Source organism: Larkinella arboricola (genome assembly GCF_003259745.1).
GTDB classification, from domain to species: Bacteria; Bacteroidota; Bacteroidia; order Cytophagales; family Spirosomataceae; genus Larkinella; species Larkinella arboricola.
Genome location: NZ_QLMC01000005.1, coordinates 413,161 through 430,587, shown reverse-complemented (window position 1 = coordinate 430,587; position 17,427 = coordinate 413,161). Strand labels below are relative to the sequence as shown.

The following is a 17,427-nucleotide window of genomic DNA, read 5'->3' as shown; positions in this document are numbered from 1 at the left end:
AATAATGAACGATGAATGTTCATTGGCAGCCCATTCATCGTTCATCATTTTTTTCGTGCTACTTCGCTTTTAAGTAGACAAACGGAATGATCATCTCTTCCAGCGAAACGCCACCGTGCTGGAATGTGTCGCGGTAATAATTCACGTAGTAATTATAATTGTTGGGATACGCGAAGAAATAATCTTCGAGTGTAAAGACGTACGCCGTCGAGACGTGAATCCGGGGCAGGAAGAAGTTTTCCGGTTTGCGGCACACAAAAATATGGTTGTCGTCGAAGCCCAGGTTCTTACCCTGCTTGTAGCGCAGGTTGGTGTTGGTATCGCGGTATCCGACGATTTTGGCAGGTTTCTGCACCCGAATCATGCCGTGGTCGGTCGTGATAATGAGCCGTCCGCCCTTTTCCGAAATCTTGCGAATCAGTTCGAGCAAGGGAGAATGGCTGAACCAGGAACGGGTAATTGAGCGGTAAGCCGCTTCGTCGGGTGCCAGTTCCTTAATCATGGCCATATCCGTCCGGGCGTGCGACAGCATATCGACAAAGTTGTAAACGATCACGTTCAGATCGTTCTGCATCAGGTTGTTGAAGTTATCGACCAGCGTTTTCCCCTGATTGATATTCAGGATTTTGTTGTACGAAAACTTAATATTCAACCGGCTGCTGTCAATCTGCCGTTTCAGAAACTGGTCTTCGTTGTTGTTCAGACCGGCTTCTTCGTTGTCGTCGTTCACCCAGAGGTCGGGGTGTTTCTTTTCCATTTCGCTCGGTAGCATACCCGAGAAAATGGCGTTGCGGGCAAAAGCCGTCGTTGTCGGCAGAATCGAATAATACGACGATTCTTCTTCCACCGTGAAATATTCAGACATGATCGGCTCGATGACCTTCCACTGATCGTACCGCAGGTTGTCAATCAGGACAAAGAAAAGCGGGTTGTTTTGCTCCAGTAACGGGAATACCTTCTTGCGCATCAACTGGTGCGACATGATCGGCTTGTCCATTTTGGGTTCATTCAGCCAGTCTTCGTAATTGTCCATTACAAATTTACAAAACGTCGAATTGGCCTCGCTTTTCTGCATGTTGAACACCTCCGCCATGCTCCGGTCCTGCGTACCGTCCAGCTCCAGCTCCCAGAAAATCAGCTTTCTATAAATCTCGGCCCAATCGTCAAAATCGACCCGGTCGTTATAGAGCATGGATAAATTGCGGAAATCCTGCTGGTAGCTCTGATTCGTTCGTTCGGTCACCAACCGCTTGTTATCCAGAATCTTCTTAACCGACAGCAAAATCTGATTGGGGTTCAACGGTTTGATCAGGTAATCGGCAATCTTAGCCCCGATGGCCCCCTCCATGATGTGTTCTTCTTCGCTCTTGGTGATCATCACCACCGGCAAATTGGGACGTATCTGCTTGATTTGCTGCAATGTCTCCAGTCCCGTCATTCCCGGCATCATTTCATCCAGAAAAACCAGATCGTAGTTTTCCTGATCCACTTTTTCGAGCGCATCGGCCCCGCTGTTCACGGGCGTAATGTTGTACCCTTTGTTATTCAGAAAGAGAATATGGGGTTTCAATAAATCGATTTCGTCGTCGGCCCAGAGGATGGAATAGTTCTGCATGATAAGGTAATTCTGTATGGTTTAATTAAATCCACTTACGGTAGTTCAACTTAGTAACGCCCTAAACTGTTTAACCGGTTCAATTTTAACAGTTGTTAACAAACCTATAACGAAATAAATGGAGTCGTCCGACCCGGAGCGTTTGTCAGATGACTGACTCTATAAAACAAAATCGCCCTGACACAAGGTGCGAACAGGGCGATTCAATTATCAACAATTATAACTGCATAGCCCTACGCACGAATCATACCATAGACATAAAAAGCAAGTATTCGGTCATGCCCCGTCTTAGAAACCATACGGGACGAAAGAGTACGGCCAAAACCGGCTACCTGCTTCTACGACAGCAAGCTAAAGAAGCGAGTAGACGTAGCCAAAAAATCAATCGTATGGATTAGGTCTTGTCAGGTCCGGTATTGGAAAAGTGACGCTCCAGCCGCTCCAGATCTTCCGGCGTATCAATACCGTAGCTATCCAGTTCCGTAACGACGCACCGAATCCGGTATCCGTTTTCGAGCCAGCGAAGTTGCTCGAGAGCTTCGGCCTTTTCCAGCAGCGACGGCGGCAACTGCGTGATCTGGGCCAGAATGTCGGCCCGGTAAGCGTAAATGCCAATGTGTTTGTAAAAAACATGGTGCTGCAACCACTCCTCGGGTTTGCGTTCGCGCAGAAACGGCAGCGTCTGCCGACTGAAGTACAACGCTTCGCTCCGGCTATTCAGCACTACCTTGGGCGTGCTTGTGTTGAATAAAACCGTTTGGTCATCGATTCGTTTGACCAGGGTTGCCAGCTCGGTCGTTCCGTCAAGAACGGATGCCAGCAGGTTAATCTGTTCGGGTTTGATAAAGGGCTCATCCCCTTGAATATTAATGACATAATCAACCTCTCCCCCAACCGCCTGCATGGCTTCAAAGCAACGGTCGGTACCGCTCTGGTGATTTTCGGAGGTCATGATAACGTCTCCGCCAAACGAGCGAACGTGATCAGCAATGGCTTCATGATCGGTAGCCACCACCACCCGACTGAGCGATTCGGCCTTCCGCGACTGCTCCATAACGCGCTGAATCATGGTTTTTCCGTCAATATCGGCCAGGGCTTTAGCCGGGAAACGGCTGGACGCAAAACGGGCCGGGATAATTCCGAGGATATTCATTCGTTGCTTTTCGGTAATTTTGGCGCAAGATACTCCGAACTCGGCTTACCACCAGCCCATCGGGGTTCGGATTGTTACAATAACGCCCCGACCCAATGACCGACTTCATCACCAATCAGTTGCCTTTTGCCTTCCAGCTACAGTTTCCGGAACCGATCTGGCGGTTGGTTTTTGAGCAGATTGATTCAGCGCCGGGCCTTCTGGTGGCCGAGTTACGAAGCCGGGACACCCAAACCCTGAAGCTGGTGACCGCCAGCCTGCCAGACGGTATTATTCGTTCGGACGTACAGCCCGCGCTACCTTTTCATTCATCGCTGATTGGAATCTGGAACGGTCAGGCGCTTTATCACCGGTTCGACAACACCCGTTTACCGGGTCCTACGGCCCTGGGAAATGTCGATCTGCAAACCGGCCAATCGCGTTGGGAATGGTCGCAGCATGTGCTGATGGGGGCCAGTTCGGAATGGGTCTGGGCCCGGCGGGCTTCCCTGACGGATACGGGTTCGCTCCCCGGCATTGCTTTACGACTGACCGACGGCGAACCGGCCGAGTCTGCCGAAAAACCGGCTTTTGCCCACAATTCGCGGTTGCGTTTTCCCGTTTCCTACACGACGGCCAGCACCTGGTGGCCGGTTCTTGACCGATTTATCACAAAATTGGCCCATCAACAAGCCATCGACTCAATCGATTACCTGGAAGTTGGCGACAAACTGATTTTTTCGTATTATTATCGTGAAACAAACGAGCAGCTCCGTTCATCTCTGTTGATTATCGACCGCCAACAAACGATCTGGTTACACCAGCACACCGGTCAGGCGCCCAACACCACCCGGCCACCCGCCGAATCGAACGCTTCGCCGTGGTTCGGGAATGGCTCTTTCTGCGTTTGGCAAAACCAGATTATCGTTCAACCTGCATCGAATTCCATTACCAGTTATTTTTTGATACCAACGCCATGAAGCGACTGATGCCGCTGTTCCTAGCTGGCTGTCTGACCAGTATTGTTACGCAAGCGCACGCCATCCTGCCCGATTCGCTCGGGATGGAGAAGAAAGAGGGGAAATTATACGTCCTGCACCGGGTCGAGCAGGGCCAGACGCTGTTTTCGCTGGTTCGGAAATACAAGACCACCATCCACGCGATTCGGGAAGCCAACCCCGGCATGTCGGACAACGTTCGCTTTGATCAGGTAGTCCGGGTTCCGGCCAGCAATCTGTCACGGAAGCAGGAAAAAGCCGTTGCCAAGGCCATAAAGAAAGAGGAGAAGGAACAGCAACGCGAAGAGCATGAGGTAAAAACGGAAACCGCCAAAGAAGCCAACAGCGGTATTCATCAGGTCGAACCGGGGCAAACGCTATACAGCCTGGCCACCCGCTACGGGGTTTCGATGGATGACGTACGCCGATGGAACAATCTATCCTCCGACAATATTGTCAGCGGTCAGGCCCTGATTGTATCCGAAAAAGCCTGGCGCGTTCGTGAACCGCTCGCCAAGCCCGCAACCCCGCACCGCACAGAACCGGTGGCCGAAGCCACCCGAACGTCGCGCAACGACTCTCCCAAGACCGAACGCCCGACGGCTACTCCGCGCCCCTTGCCGTCGGCCCCGCGTGAAGAAGCCCCCCGCCCCACCGAAGCCGAGCGCACCCCGGCCGAACCCACCAGTTCGGAGCCGTCGGAACCGCGCATCATTCGTCCCGGCGATTCCGGTCCGCTTCCGAATCCGGGCGGGAACGCACGTCGTATGTCGGAGATCGGTCTGGCCGAGGTCATTGATCAGTCCGGTAACTCAAACAAATACCTGGCCTTACACCGTACTGCCCCCATCGGGACGCTGATTCTTGTCCGGAACGACATGAACCAGCAGTCGATCTGGGTGAAAGTAATTGGCCGGTTGCCCGACACCAGCGTCAACGATAAAGTGATTGTAAAGATCTCGGCCCGCGCCTTTGAGAAACTTTCTCCCGTTGATCGACGTTTTCGTGCTGAGGTCAGTTATTTATTGCCTTAAAAATGGCTACGCAAGTGCTAGTGAGCATCAACGTTTTAAGCCATCCAACAATTTACGCATTCCAACCGTTTAACCATCCAAATTAGTTTATTCGACGTTACTGTTAACTATGCTTACTCCAGAACAAAAAGCCGAGCGAATCGCCCGTCGGCACCGGGAACGGGATGAAAAAATGAAAACCACTACGGGTTATAAAGTCTTCAGTGCGGTTTTTACGGTTTCTTACCCTATAATTGCCACGTTTACCGCCATCTTTTCGGTTATTGTTTCCGTATTTTCCAAGATTTCACAGGGGATTGTCTGGGTATTGAGTGGCGGTAAAAGCCGCTGATCTCCCTCCAAAACCGTTTCTTCGTTCAACCCGCCGACCAATCCCGGCGCGGTTTTCCATTCGCATGTACGATTCAGTCCAGGAGTTACTAGACCGGAAGGTCGAGCAGTATAATCAGCCCTCATTTATTGAAAAAGACCCGATCAGCATTCCGCACCGGTTTAGCCGAAAGCAGGATATCGAGATTATGGGATTTTGGGCGGCTGTGCTGGCCTGGGGGCAACGGCCGGTTATTCTGAAAAAGGCCAGCGAACTGGTTGAACTCATGGATGGGGCACCCTACGATTTTGTTCTGAACCATCAGGAATCCGACCTCAAACGGTTTTTAGCGTTCAAACACCGGACGTTCAACGCCACGGATACGCTTTATTTCCTTCACTTTTTTCATACCTATTATCAGCAGCACGAAACGCTGGAGGACGCTTTTGTTCCCTTCCACCTTTCCACCGAGGCTGGTCCGTGCGAATTGGGTCATCAGGAACGGGACGGGTTTGCCCCTGGGTCCGAAGGCGCATTTCTGACGGCTTTTCACAACCGGTTTTGCGACGACCCGTTTTTTCCGGAACGCACCCGCAAACACGTTTCCTCACCCGATCGCAATTCGTCCTGCAAACGGTTGAATATGTTTCTGCGCTGGATGGTTCGGCACGACGACCGGGGTGTTGATTTCGGCCTTTGGAACCGCATCACACCGGCTCAACTGGTGATACCCATTGATGTCCATGTCGGACGCGTAGCCCGTAAGCTGGGGCTGCTAAACCGTCCGCAAACCGACTGGAAAGCCGCTCTGGAGTTAACCAAAACCCTAAAACAGTTTGACCCGACCGACCCGGTGAAATATGATTTCGCCTTATTCGGGTTGGGCGTTGAGGGGGAAATGTAAAAACCGCTCATTCCAGAAGTAAGCCCGGCCAGTCGATGCGGTGAATAAACCACCAGTTATTCTCCTGACCGTAACACACAACCTGTCCTTTCTGGCTGATGAGCGGTTCCGAATGTCTTTCCAGACCATAGTGCAGTTCCAGGTGCACCACGCCCTTCCGTTGCGCTTCGTCCAGATCGACGCTTTCAACCGTCCAGCCAACCAGTTGGTAGTCTTTCAGGTACCGTTTATACGCATTAAAACCTGCTGCCACATACGTATATAAATCTTCGCGGGGATCGTTGTTAATGAAAAAATGCTCGGCCAGACACACTTCGAAATGTTTATAATCCGATGCAAATAAACCCGTTATCAATTCATCGACGACAAAAATACAGGCGTGTGTGTGGTCCGGGCAGTAGTAATTGTAATCGATGCTGTAACAAATCCCCGGCAGGCGAATGTCTCTGACTTCTTTTGGAAAAACGACTTCAGTAATAAACGAATATAACTTCCGATCGTCGGCATTAGCATGGGGGTCTGAAATGGTGATTTCGATACCGTGCTGAGCCAGCAACAACAGAAGCCGGTCTACTTCCCGAGTAATCTCAACGGCGGACAACTCGGCGGAAGGCCGGTAAAACGGCTGGCCTACAAAGTCATACACCCTGATAAGCCGGGCTGACATCGATAGTTGAAAATAGAGAAAATTATGCAGCCGTTCGCGGCTTTCTACCATTTCAGACGGCATTTTACCTTCCCCAAATAAAGCCTCACGCAGCAAAGACTGTTTGATACGGTTGAGCTCATTTTGCGCTTTGTATACTTCATCGAGCGACAGAACTTCTTTGGATGCAAACACGGTGATGATCAAGTAAGGTGATAAGGAAAAGACGTTACCTACTTATACGTAGACCGGCTTCAGAAGTCACTATGATTCCTTACATTTTGCTCCCAAATTGCCATCCCGATTTTACGTCACCTTGCGCTCTGGCTGCTTCGGTTATAAGGTATAGCCCGCCATCACACTGAAGCCTTTGGTGTTATCGCCGTAAGCCTTTACGCTCATTCCCGCTGTAATGCGGCTTGGGAACTGGTAGAGCAGATTATAACGCTGGTACGTAGCAGGCTTATACCACTGGGGACGAATGAGATTCCAGCCGTGATGCGCCGTAAAAATGAAACGACCCTGCCAGTATTCGTACCCGGCCAGCACGGTGCCCTGGCGCGCATCCGTGACGCGGCCCCTCGTCCAGGTGATAACCTGCTCCTTGAAATAACGGTCGTCAACCAATTCAAATCCTGCCGAAAAAGCATGGTTTCGGGTAACGCGATAGCCCCCCACCACATTGATTCCAAATACCGGCAACGCCATTTCGGGCTTTTTATCGGTTTTGGGCAACACCCGGATGGACCCCATCAGCAGGACCCGGCTCATCCAGCGTCGGCCCAACGGTGCCCGGCCCCACTCTCGCGTATCTGGAAAAACTACCGGTTGCACCCGGTACTGTGCGCCAAAGGCTACGGTCGGAATATTCATCCCCTGGTTGGGCAATCGCGTTCCGGCGTTTGAAATGTGGTTGTAAATAGCGCCGAGCGTCAGATTCCATTGGTTGGTAAGCCGGTAATGCGCCGTAAAACCGGTGCCAATCAGGGCGCTGACGGGCATACTGAAATGGTCGTTGGTCGGATTGCGGACGGGATCGTAAACACGGGTCAGATAGGTAAGCCCGGCCAGTACGCGAACCGAATAATAAAGTCGCCGGGAGTAGTTGATCAACGGTTCAAAAAACAGGCCCGCACCCGCCGTGCGCCCCAGCGGAACCGGATTGCGGAAGGTAATGTAATTGACATAGCCCCCCACCTGCGCAAAACACCGGCAGTTTTCCCACGCCCGCCGACGCAGACTCATCTGGCTATACGTCAGTTCCAGGCCGATGGGAGTTTGCCGGGAAGCCGGAACCACCTGATTTGACTTCGAAATTCCCTGCTGCCAGGCAAAGCCAACTTGCCGCTGAGGAGCCAGGGTATCATTTGTCTCCTGTCCAAGCGCCGGGCCAGTAAGGTTTATTGTCAATAAAAAAAAAGTATACAATAGAGCTTTATTCATGTCTTACAAATAACGCATTACGCAGTATGAAACAATTATTTAGCCACCGTCTGGTGACTTATAGTTACAACAAATAATGTGCTAATTGCGCAGAAAACCCGCATCAGTCCTCTTAAATTCTGTTTACTTTTTCTCAGTGGATCGACCGCCCCGCCGTTACTTTTTGCCAAAGTATTCTTACTTTCCAGCGCTGTGTCAAACAGTTACCAGACTCAGGATGTTGTCTTTTTAGTGCAAACACGCCCCTTTTAACACCCTAAATAATTGAACAATGCCTTTTGAAATCCTCCATCAGCCCTTTGGTGAACTCACCGAATACTTTATACAAAATCCGGAAACCGAAGAGTTTGTCAGTATTTTACCCGCCTACGGAGCCGTGGTCCGGCAGTTGGTTTTGCGCCATCCGGGCTCTGAGCACGAACCGAAACGGGTGTCCTTAATCAAAGGTCCGCAATCACAACAGGCACTGATGGCCGACGAAGGCTATTCAAATGCCCTGCTGTTTCCGTTTCCGAGCCGGATTCGACACGGCATTTATTCCTTTGAAGGTGAGACATTTACCCTGCCGATGAATGAGGCCAAGCAGGACCACGCCATCCACGGTTTTGTGGCCGGTAAACCGTTTGAACTGGTCGGTCAGCAAATCAGCGACACAGAAGCATCCCTTACGCTGGGGTACATCCACGACGGTTCCTACCCCGGTTACCCGTTTCAGTTCGACTTCCGGATTACGTATACGTTATCGGTAACGGGCTTATCAGTAACGTACGAGGTAAAAAATACCGGTCATCGGTCGGCGCCGGTCAGTTTTGGGTGGCACCCGTATTTTACGCTGAACGAAGAACCGATCGATGAACTGACGATTGAGTTACCCGGCGTCCGGCAGATACGGCTCGACGATAATCTGCTGCCTACGGGTGACGAGCTGCTTATTGAAAAAGGAGAAGTAGCCCTGCGCGACCGGGTGCTGGACGCGGCATTTGTCGTTGAGGATCAGACCGGTGAAGGAGCCACGACGGTATTGCGGTCGGCCCGGCAAAACCTGGCTCTGAACATCTGGCAGGAAACCGGGCCGCAGAAGTTTAATTACCTGGTGGTTTTCACCGCCGTTGCCCGCGACAAGATTGCCATCGAACCGTTAATCAGCAATGTCAACGCCTTCAACAACGAACAGGGGCTGATTAAGCTGGCGCCCAACGAAACAACCCGAGGAACCATCCGGGTTTCAGTCAGTTAAGAGTTAAGAATGATGAGTTAAGAGTTGGCTTCGCCGTTTCCTATAAAGTGGCGAAGCCAACTCTTAACTCATCACTCTTAATTCATAATTCAAATTTGATTCCCTGGGCGAGGGGCAGTGAGGTGCCGTAATTGATGGTGTTGGTTTGTCGGCGCATGTAGGCTTTCCAGGCATCGGAGCCGGATTCGCGGCCTCCGCCCGTTTCTTTTTCGCCACCGAATGCCCCGCCGATTTCGGCGCCCGATGTACCGATGTTGACGTTAGCAATGCCGCAGTCCGATCCGCCGGTAGATAGAAATTGTTCGGCTTCGCGCAGATTTAGCGTAAAAATAGCCGACGACAGCCCCTGCGGTACGCCGTTTTGCAGTTCGATGGCTTCCTCTAGCGTACGGTATTTTAGCAAATACAGAATCGGCGCAAACGTTTCGTGCTGCACAATGGCGCTTTGGGCGGGCATCTCGGCAATGGCGGGCCGAACGTAGCAGCCCGATTCAAAACCGGGTCCTTCGAGCACTTCCCCATCCAGGAGCAACCGGCCGCCCTGCTCCTTAACGTGAAACAACGCCGTTTGATAAGCCGCCACAGCCGCCTGATCGATCAGCGGCCCAACATGGTTCTTTTCGTCCAGCGGATTGCCGATGCGAAGCTGACCGTAGGCTTTCACCAGCCGGTTTTTCACATCTTCGTAAATGGACTCCTGAATAATCAGCCGACGCGTGGAGGTACAACGCTGCCCGGCGGTGCCAACGGCTCCAAAAACAATGGCCGGAACGGCGATGTTCAGATCAGCGTGTGGCGTCACAATGATGGCGTTGTTGCCGCCGAGTTCGAGCAAATACCGTCCGAGCCGGGCCGATACGGTTTGCGCAACGGCTTTGCCCATCCGGGTTGAGCCCGTGGCCGACACCAGAGCAATGCGCGGGTCTTCGGCCAGCCACGTACCGGCTTCACGGCCACCCGTAATCAGGCACGAAACGCCCTCCGGCACGTCGTTTTGTTCGAGCACTTCTTTAATAATTTGCTGACAGGCCAGCGCCGTCAGGGGCGTTTTTTCCGACGGTTTCCAGATGCAGACGTTGCCGCATACCCAGGCCAGCATGGCGTTCCATGACCAGACCGCCACCGGAAAATTGAAGGCCGTAATAATACCGACTACCCCCAGCGGATGCCACTGCTCGTACATCCGGTGATCGGGCCGCTCGCTATGCATGGTGAAGCCGTAAAGCTGGCGCGACTGCCCAACGGCAAAGTCACAGATGTCAATCATTTCCTGCACCTCGCCCATGCCCTCCTGCAACGACTTGCCCATTTCGTAGCTGACCAGGGTACCCAGCTCTTTTTTATACTGGCGGAACTGCTCCCCCATCTGCCGGACAATTTCGCCCCGACGGGGAGCCGGAACTGCCCGCCATTTCAGAAAAGCCGCCCGGGCCGTTTCAACCACTTTGTCATAATCTTCGCGAACCGTCGGATGCACACGGGCCATCAATTGACCATCCACAGGCGAATACGAATCGAGCAGCGAATCTGTTTCATCAGCCGCCGTAGCGTGCCAGAATGCCTGCCCCGTACTGGTGCCCGACATCACCGGCTGAGTTTTCAGTTTTTGAAGGAATTGTTGCATACTGTTACTTTTATTTGATCGATTGAAATGCGTTAGAAACGATTTCAGATTGATTTGGCCGCAAAATTATTACAAATATTCCCGACACCATGATAAACTATTTTATGTAAATTACTGGTACCATTTTTGTTTGTTACTGCTATCGTCCGATAATTAACTAGTACCTACCTGCCAACCTGTTAATTAGCGAAATATACATTATGAACAAACAATTTACTTTCCTCTTTTTCACCCTTCTTGGTTTCATATCCTTGCGGGTTTCGGCCCAGTCGGATTTGAAACGTAGCGCCCCTTCTGCCCCCTATTCGGTTGGCTTACAGCTTGGTACAACGGGTGCCGGTATTCAGTTGGCCCGCGTATTAACGCCGGATTCGCGGCTGGTTGGTCGGGTTGGCGTCAGCTACTTTGCTTACAATCAGCCTTTCCAGGTAAAAGCCGGGGAAGGTAAGCTGCATATTACGCCCGATCTGGTCATGGGCATTGCCCTGGCCTCCGTGAAATGGCATCCGTTTAAAACCAACCCGTTTTTTCTGACCGGCGGGGCCGGTTACACCTGGCGTCCCGATTTAAAAGCCAACCTCATCGCTGAGGGAGATGTGAAGTTTGGCGGGTTGCAGATTTCGGAAGAAAATGTCGGCGTCATTCACGCCAACGTGCGCTGGCGCAATGTGTTAGGCTATGCCGGGCTGGGTTATGGCCGTTCTACGCCCGTCCGTCGGCTGGGGTTTGCCGTGGAACTGGGCTGTTATTACCTGGGCTCTCCGACGGTCGATCTGCACTACACGGGTTTCCTGGAAACGACAACCATCGACGAACAAATCCCGGTAATCCAGAATAATCTCAGAAACTACCGTTTTCTTCCTTCTCTTCAATTTTTAGTCACCTACGGTCTTTTCCGTGGTAAGTAAATCACCAACCGGCTTTTCCATCCGCCGGTGCATCTAGTAACACCTGAATTAGTCTTTATGAAACGCTTTTTATCCATTGTTTTTGTGCTGGTTGCTGCCTTCCTGGACGCCTGCCGCAACCCCGTCGAAAATGTCGAACTGAAATTTAAAGATCCGCTGGCGGTTGCTGTGCAGGTTAAATACAACATCCCGGCCGGACTGACGCCGGACCAGTTAACGATAAAAATTGCCGGTCCGGACGCCGAAAAAGTGGTTACGACGCTCAACACTCGGAAGTTCAAACTGACGTCGGACGGCAAGTTATTTCTTTGCCTGGCTCCTTCCACTACGCCGTCGGCTTCTGCTCCGGTTCGCTTCAATGTGGTGGCGCTGTCCGACAAACTGGTTGACAACATCCAGCCGGTTCAACTCGAAAATACAAAGCAGCGCAACCTGACCATCCCCCTGCTCAGCAAACAGGGAAATAACCTACCGGCTCAACAATCGTTTAAAGGAAACGACAACGGTACGGTGCAAACAACGGCAACCGTTCAGACCAAAACCCAGGCCAACGTCAGCCAGGCCACGATTTCGGTGCCGCAGGGTAGCGAAATCAGAGATATAGCCGGGAATCCGGTAGGTGGCTCGCTGACCATCACGGCGGACCCGATCAACAACAGCACGACGGCCAAAGCAGCCGCCGATATGCCCGGAAAAGGAATTATCAACGCATCGACGCCCGCCGGGGCGTATGTCGGCAATCAGCAGATTCTGGCGGTTGCCGGTGGGGTCTACATCACGGTTTACAACGATGCGTACCAGTTGGCCAAAACGTTTTCCAAACCGATCCAGATTGCGTTTGCCCTCAATACGCAGATGAAGAACCCCAGAACGGGAAAAGCCATTCAGGTGGGCGACGCGATTCCGTTGTTCAGCTTCGACGAAGTAACCAACCGCTGGACGCAGGAACAACCCGGCAAGGTTCAGCGCAGTGCCAGCGGCAGTCTGGAATACGTAGCCTCGATCAGTCACCTTTCGCTCTGGGTAGCGGCTTTTACGGAAGAAGTCTGTGAAGAAGGTCCTACGTTTAAATTCAGCAGTAAATATACCGGCGAATATTCGGGCCGTAGCCCGGAATACCGGTTTGAAGTGATTGATCAGACGGGCAATGTGGTGCAGCGCGCGGGCGGTGACGTGAGTTTCTGGCGGTCCATCAACGATGGAACGTCCGTTCGGGTCACTAATTTAAAGAAAGATATGAAGGTACGGCTCCGGTTGTACGACAAGGAAAGCAAGATGTATGTCTCCCCCGAAATCGACGCGTGTTCAAACACGGAAGTGCTTTTTGACGTAAAAGCGGTTCCTTTTACTCCGCTCCCCAAACCGGCGCCCGATAACCGTAAGGAAGTAACCATTTCGCTGGTCTTCAATTGTGGAAACCAGAGTGTTGATCCGGATAAACTGCCCTTTAAGGTGCTGTACGCCCAATACCGGGCCTCCGGAAGTCAGGACGACTGGAAAGACCTTCCGACGCTGCGGTGGCCAACACTCAGCACGAAAGTATTGGTGGAACTGAACAAAGCCTACGATTTGCGGGCCGGTTCTGCTCCCGACCACCTGGACCTGGAGTATAATAATTACAAAGTGACCAGCACCAACTGGCCCATTAAATTAACTGCCGAAGAGAGCAAACCGTATTGCAAGCCGTAAGCGAAGCATCCAATGGTTCTTTTTGACTAAAACAGGAAAGTCCGCTGAGATTCAATCTCAGCGGACTTTCCTGTTTATAAACCGGTTGGTTAAACTCTGACCTGTTCGGGGATGGCAACCCGGCGCTGCGGTTTCGCCGTTTTCTTTTTCCGTCGTCCCCACCAGATAATAAAACCGGTAACGGGCAAACTAGCACAGATCAGACTGGCGCAGAAAGCCAGAATTTTGCCGGGCAGGCTTAAAATTGCACCTACGTGAATGTCATAATTCATCCGCCGGAGCTTGTCACCAAAACCGGCTTTGTCATACACCCCGAAATACGGCCCTTCGCCCTTTAGCTCCTTAAGCGTGTACTGATCGAAATTGTAATAATCGGTTTTGTAGTAAGTGCCCGGGCGGTGGTTGATTGACACGATGATGGACTCCGAAGCCAGTTCGGGAGTCGAGATAAACAGACTGGCGGTTTCCGGCCTAGTCGGATAAAACCGGTACCACAGCCGGTCGACCGGATCAGCAAACTGCGGGGTGGCCGTCGAGTCCGAAAGCGGTTGACGGTATTCGGGCAAGGTTTTTCCGCCCGTAGTCGCCCAGTAAATCGAATTGGAAAGCCAGTCAATTCCGAAAATCATTCCGGTAACGGCCAGTACGACCGAAATCGACAGGGCGTAAAAACCGGGCACGTTGTGCAAATCGTAATTGACCCGACGCCACTGGGCTTTCCACTTGACCTTGAAGCTTTTATTTCGGTTGGTTTTATTTAGATTTTTGGGCCACCACAACACCATGCCGGTAATCAGCAGCATGGCAAAAACCAGCGTTCCGTACGAGGTCACCGCCTGCCCGATCTCCTCGGGAAGCCAGAGGTAATAATGCCCGTGGAGAATGAAATGAAAGAAATCCGACTCTTCATCCACCACCTTCAGCACCTCGCCGGTATACGGGTTGAGGTAAACCTGGTAGTAATAATCCGGCGCAACACCGTAAAACGGCACGTTGACGCTATGACCGAGTTCGCCGTAATTGACGCCCTTGGCCGGTTTGCCGGGTACCTGTTTTTCCGCAATGGCTTTCAGCCGGGAAGGCGGCAGCACCGTACCGTTGGCAACGGGTTCGACGTACTGAAAAGGGCGAATCACGCTTTTGATTTCGTGCTCAAACGCCAGGATGCAGCCCGTGATGGCCACAATAAACACCAGCAGCCCGGACGTGAGTCCGAGCCAGAGGTGCAGTTTTCCAACCATTTTTTTTACCGTCATACCCAAGTCGGCTTGCTGACAAAAGTGAGTAACCTGTGAAAATTAGAACCGATAGCCGATGCTCAGCCGGAAATTACGCGGGGGATCGTACTGCCAGTAGTACGCCTTGCTCCAGGCATAATAAGCGCCCGCATACGAGGCCACATCGAAAATATTGTTGACGTTCAGCGCCACACTCATGCGGCTGTTGCTCCACGAAACCGAACCGTCGGCCCGGAACACGTTGGGCAAGGTAGGTTCTTTGGAGGTCACGTCGCTGAACCAGCCGAAGCGGTCAAGCTCCCACTGATACCCCAGCGAAACCCCCAGTCCCTGCAAACCACCCTGCCGCAGCCGGTACGAAAGCCAGGCATTGGTCACGTGACGGCTGAAACCCGGCACGGGCATTCCCACGTTTTCCTCGCGGGTATCCTTGCTGATTTTGGCGTTGGTATAGGCGTAGTTCATCACCAGATTCAGGCCCGGCACAATTTCACCCCGCAAATCAAATTCTACTCCGCTGGACTGCGTTTGCCCCAGTTGCGTCGAGAAGTTCGGGTTGGTCGGGTCGGCGGTTAAGACGTTGTTTTTGGTAATCTGGTAGACCGCAACCGTGGTGTTCCAGCGCCCATCGACCCAGTCTTTTTTCAAACCCGCTTCCATGTTATTACCGGTAATCGGATCGAAAGCCCGTCCGTTGCGGTCTACCCCGGCCTGCGGCACAAACGCCTGATCGTACAGCGCGTAGACCGACGTTTGTTTGTTGATGGAGAAACTAGCCCCCACGCGCGGGGTAAAGACGGTTTCGTTCGTTCCCGTACCGTACTGGCTATCCTTGGCGGAGGTCAGCCGGCCCGCCAATGTTAAGCGAACCCGGTCGTTCAGAAAACGCAGTTCGTCCTGCACGTACAAACCGATGTAGGATTGCGTCACGACGTTGGTTCCGGCCCGCTGAAGCAAACTGAGCGACCGGTCGAACCGGGGAAGCAACCGGGCAGGCAGGTAATAATTCGGCGTATTGGCATTGAACACAAACGCGCTGTCGTACTGCGGAAAACTGGTATTAAAGTCGGCAATGTAACGCTTCGTGCCCAGATCCAGACCACCCAGAATCCGGTGCGCAACCGGACCGGTGGTTACTTCTCCATTGACAAAAACCTGTCCGAATTTACTTTCATTGATAGCATCCCAGATGCCCACCGTCCGGTACACTTCGCCCGTTACTTTGGCCGAATCCGCCCAGAGCGAAGAGCCGATCTGGTTGTAATTGAAGTACGACATCTGCGCCGTCAGCTTCCAGTTGTCGCTGATCTGGTGTTCCAGATACAGAAAGGCGCTGTGGTCTTTGATGTTGGTCGGGTCGAGGTTGGCCGACGCCATGGTGGAATTTTGCGGCAGGCTGCCCAGACCGTTGGCTGAGAAAACATAGGCCGAGCCAATCGCCGACATCCGCGAAAACTGGTACGTGTATTCGGCGGTCAGCGAAGTCCGGTCACTGAGTTTGTATTTCAGCACCGGCGCAATTGTGTAGCGGTTGTTGTACTCAAAATCCCGGAACGAGCCTTTGGATTGGCCCATCACATTGAAGCGGTATAACAACCGGCCGTCCTGGCTCAGTTTGCCGTCCAGGTCCAGCGTGGCCCGGTAGGTATCAAAACTACCCACCGTCAGCGTCGCTTCGCCTTTCGTTACGCCGGTCGGTTTTTTGGTAACGACATTGTAAAAACCGCTGGGTTCGCCGTTGGCCATCATAAAACCGGCTGGTCCTTTGACAAATTCAATCCGTTCGACCATCGACATATCCTCGGTCAGCGGTCCCCAGGGAGCGGTCACGTTTATCCCGTTGCGGAACGGCGAAACGCGCGATCCGCGCATGTTTATATTGGCGTAGTTGCCCCAATGCTCGTTTTTGGTAACGCCACTGACGTTGCGGGAAACGCCTTCCAGCATGTCAAAAATCTGCTGATCGGCCAGCAATTGACGGCTTACCACCTGAATGTTCTGCGGCAGTTCGAGCAGCGGGGTTTTCAGCCGCAGGCTGTTCGACGGAATATCGGTTTTGTACGAATTTCTGCCTTCAACCACTACTTCCTCAAGTTGTTCCGCGTTTTCGTTCATGGTCAGATCGGATACCTGCGTCGTCTGACCGGCTGCAACACTAAGGGTGTGCCGAATGCGCTGGTGACCAATCCGGCTGATAATCAGGGTGTGTTCACCAGCCGGTACGTTATTAATCTGGTATTCCCCGGATTCGTTGGTGATGGTTCCCAGCCGGGTTCCGGCCACCCGGATGTTAACCTGCGTCAGCGGATTACCGTCCTGCGAAATTATTTTTCCGGTGATCGTACCGGCCGTTTGTGCATAGGCTGAGATACTGAGCAGGCTTATCAAAATGGCCAGAAAAGGCCGTAATAAATGTGCGTTACGAGTAGAGCGGTGCATGTAGGCTGTATTCAGAGATATTATTTAGACTAATTATAAATGCAAAGGTATACTCCGGTTGATTGCGTCCAAATCTTTTCTCTAAAAAATTAATTATGTTTGGTAAAAACCGGCTTTAACCCCATGAAAAACCGACTTTTTGCCCTCTGCCTTGCTTTTCTGACTTTTGCCGTACGCGCACAGCAGCCAAACCCGGATGCTGAATTTATC

The 17,427-nt window shown here is 52.2% G+C and carries 14 protein-coding genes; 7 read left to right on the top strand and 7 right to left on the bottom strand.

The window, feature by feature from the left end:
• Positions 1-58 precede the first annotated feature (58 nt).
• On the bottom strand, positions 59-1,615 hold the full coding sequence (gene porX, locus LX87_RS20995) for a T9SS response regulator signal transducer PorX (protein ID WP_111630233.1): 1,557 nt from the start codon (positions 1,613-1,615) through the stop codon (positions 59-61).
• 394 nt (positions 1,616-2,009) lie between these two features.
• Positions 2,010-2,768, bottom strand: a complete 759-nt coding sequence (kdsB, locus tag LX87_RS20990; RefSeq protein WP_111630232.1) for a 3-deoxy-manno-octulosonate cytidylyltransferase — start codon at positions 2,766-2,768, stop codon at positions 2,010-2,012.
• 95 nt (positions 2,769-2,863) lie between these two features.
• Here kdsB and LX87_RS20985 point away from each other — a divergent pair, with 95 nt between their 5' ends.
• The 4 genes from LX87_RS20985 (at position 2,864) to LX87_RS20970 (ending at position 5,993) form a co-directional block, all read left to right on the top strand.
• The gene (locus LX87_RS20985) at positions 2,864-3,727 is read left to right on the top strand and encodes a hypothetical protein (protein WP_111630231.1); all 864 of its coding nucleotides are present in this window, start codon (positions 2,864-2,866) and stop codon (positions 3,725-3,727) included.
• Positions 3,724-4,779, top strand: a complete 1,056-nt coding sequence (locus LX87_RS20980) for a LysM peptidoglycan-binding domain-containing protein (protein ID WP_111630230.1) — start codon at positions 3,724-3,726, stop codon at positions 4,777-4,779. The genes LX87_RS20985 and LX87_RS20980 overlap by 4 nt, the downstream gene beginning before the upstream one ends.
• A gap of 109 nt (positions 4,780-4,888) precedes the next feature.
• A complete protein-coding gene (locus LX87_RS20975) occupies positions 4,889-5,110 on the top strand; it encodes a hypothetical protein (RefSeq protein ID WP_111630229.1) in 222 nt (73 codons plus the stop codon).
• 64 nt (positions 5,111-5,174) lie between these two features.
• Positions 5,175-5,993, top strand: coding sequence for a TIGR02757 family protein (locus LX87_RS20970; RefSeq protein ID WP_111630228.1), 819 nt, complete (start codon positions 5,175-5,177; stop codon positions 5,991-5,993).
• 7 nt (positions 5,994-6,000) lie between these two features.
• Here the strand turns inward: LX87_RS20970 and LX87_RS20965 are convergent, their stop codons facing one another.
• Positions 6,001-6,834 carry a hypothetical protein gene (locus LX87_RS20965; RefSeq protein WP_146624520.1) on the bottom strand — a complete coding sequence of 278 codons (834 nt, stop codon included), beginning with the start codon at positions 6,832-6,834 and terminating at the stop codon, positions 6,001-6,003.
• Positions 6,835-6,975: 141 nt separating this feature from the next.
• Positions 6,976-8,049, bottom strand: coding sequence for an acyloxyacyl hydrolase (locus LX87_RS20960; RefSeq protein ID WP_170139411.1), 1,074 nt, complete (start codon positions 8,047-8,049; stop codon positions 6,976-6,978).
• Between the two features lie 304 nt (positions 8,050-8,353).
• Between LX87_RS20960 and LX87_RS20955 the strand changes: the two genes are divergently transcribed.
• Positions 8,354-9,319 (top strand): aldose 1-epimerase, encoded by a 966-nt coding sequence (locus tag LX87_RS20955; protein WP_111630225.1) that lies wholly within the window; start codon positions 8,354-8,356, stop codon positions 9,317-9,319.
• Between the two features lie 82 nt (positions 9,320-9,401).
• Here LX87_RS20955 and amaB read toward each other — a convergent pair whose 3' ends face one another.
• Positions 9,402-10,943 carry an L-piperidine-6-carboxylate dehydrogenase gene (gene amaB, locus LX87_RS20950; protein ID WP_111630224.1) on the bottom strand — a complete coding sequence of 514 codons (1,542 nt, stop codon included), beginning with the start codon at positions 10,941-10,943 and terminating at the stop codon, positions 9,402-9,404.
• Positions 10,944-11,143: 200 nt separating this feature from the next.
• Here amaB and LX87_RS20945 point away from each other — a divergent pair, with 200 nt between their 5' ends.
• Together LX87_RS20945 and LX87_RS20940 are read left to right on the top strand one after the other, a co-directional pair.
• A complete protein-coding gene (locus LX87_RS20945; RefSeq protein ID WP_229310752.1) occupies positions 11,144-11,851 on the top strand; it encodes a hypothetical protein in 708 nt (235 codons plus the stop codon).
• A 57-nt stretch (positions 11,852-11,908) separates the two neighbouring features.
• Positions 11,909-13,540 (top strand): hypothetical protein, encoded by a 1,632-nt coding sequence (locus LX87_RS20940; protein ID WP_111630223.1) that lies wholly within the window; start codon positions 11,909-11,911, stop codon positions 13,538-13,540.
• Positions 13,541-13,629: 89 nt separating this feature from the next.
• On the opposite strand, the gene LX87_RS20935 is transcribed toward LX87_RS20940, so the two are convergent.
• The gene (locus LX87_RS20935; RefSeq protein ID WP_111630222.1) at positions 13,630-14,796 is read right to left on the bottom strand and encodes a PepSY-associated TM helix domain-containing protein; all 1,167 of its coding nucleotides are present in this window, start codon (positions 14,794-14,796) and stop codon (positions 13,630-13,632) included.
• A gap of 42 nt (positions 14,797-14,838) precedes the next feature.
• Complete coding sequence (locus LX87_RS20930) at positions 14,839-17,217, bottom strand: TonB-dependent receptor (protein ID WP_111630221.1); 2,379 nt, start codon at positions 17,215-17,217, stop codon at positions 14,839-14,841.
• Between the last annotated feature and the right edge of the window lie 210 nt (positions 17,218-17,427).

What these genes read in the sequence shown, in the direction of transcription:
- porX (WP_111630233.1), bottom strand. Translation starts at nt 1,615, where the DNA reads ATGCAGAACTATTCCATCCTCTGGGCCGACGACGAAATCGATTTATTG.
- kdsB (WP_111630232.1), bottom strand. Translation starts at nt 2,768, where the DNA reads ATGAATATCCTCGGAATTATCCCGGCCCGTTTTGCGTCCAGCCGTTTC.
- LX87_RS20985 (WP_111630231.1), top strand. Translation starts at nt 2,864, where the DNA reads ATGACCGACTTCATCACCAATCAGTTGCCTTTTGCCTTCCAGCTACAG.
- LX87_RS20980 (WP_111630230.1), top strand. Translation starts at nt 3,724, where the DNA reads ATGAAGCGACTGATGCCGCTGTTCCTAGCTGGCTGTCTGACCAGTATT.
- LX87_RS20975 (WP_111630229.1), top strand. Translation starts at nt 4,889, where the DNA reads ATGCTTACTCCAGAACAAAAAGCCGAGCGAATCGCCCGTCGGCACCGG.
- LX87_RS20970 (WP_111630228.1), top strand. Translation starts at nt 5,175, where the DNA reads ATGTACGATTCAGTCCAGGAGTTACTAGACCGGAAGGTCGAGCAGTAT.
- LX87_RS20955 (WP_111630225.1), top strand. Translation starts at nt 8,354, where the DNA reads ATGCCTTTTGAAATCCTCCATCAGCCCTTTGGTGAACTCACCGAATAC.
- amaB (WP_111630224.1), bottom strand. Translation starts at nt 10,943, where the DNA reads ATGCAACAATTCCTTCAAAAACTGAAAACTCAGCCGGTGATGTCGGGC.
- LX87_RS20945 (WP_229310752.1), top strand. Translation starts at nt 11,144, where the DNA reads ATGAACAAACAATTTACTTTCCTCTTTTTCACCCTTCTTGGTTTCATA.
- LX87_RS20940 (WP_111630223.1), top strand. Translation starts at nt 11,909, where the DNA reads ATGAAACGCTTTTTATCCATTGTTTTTGTGCTGGTTGCTGCCTTCCTG.
- LX87_RS20935 (WP_111630222.1), bottom strand. Translation starts at nt 14,796, where the DNA reads ATGACGGTAAAAAAAATGGTTGGAAAACTGCACCTCTGGCTCGGACTC.
- LX87_RS20930 (WP_111630221.1), bottom strand. Translation starts at nt 17,217, where the DNA reads ATGCACCGCTCTACTCGTAACGCACATTTATTACGGCCTTTTCTGGCC.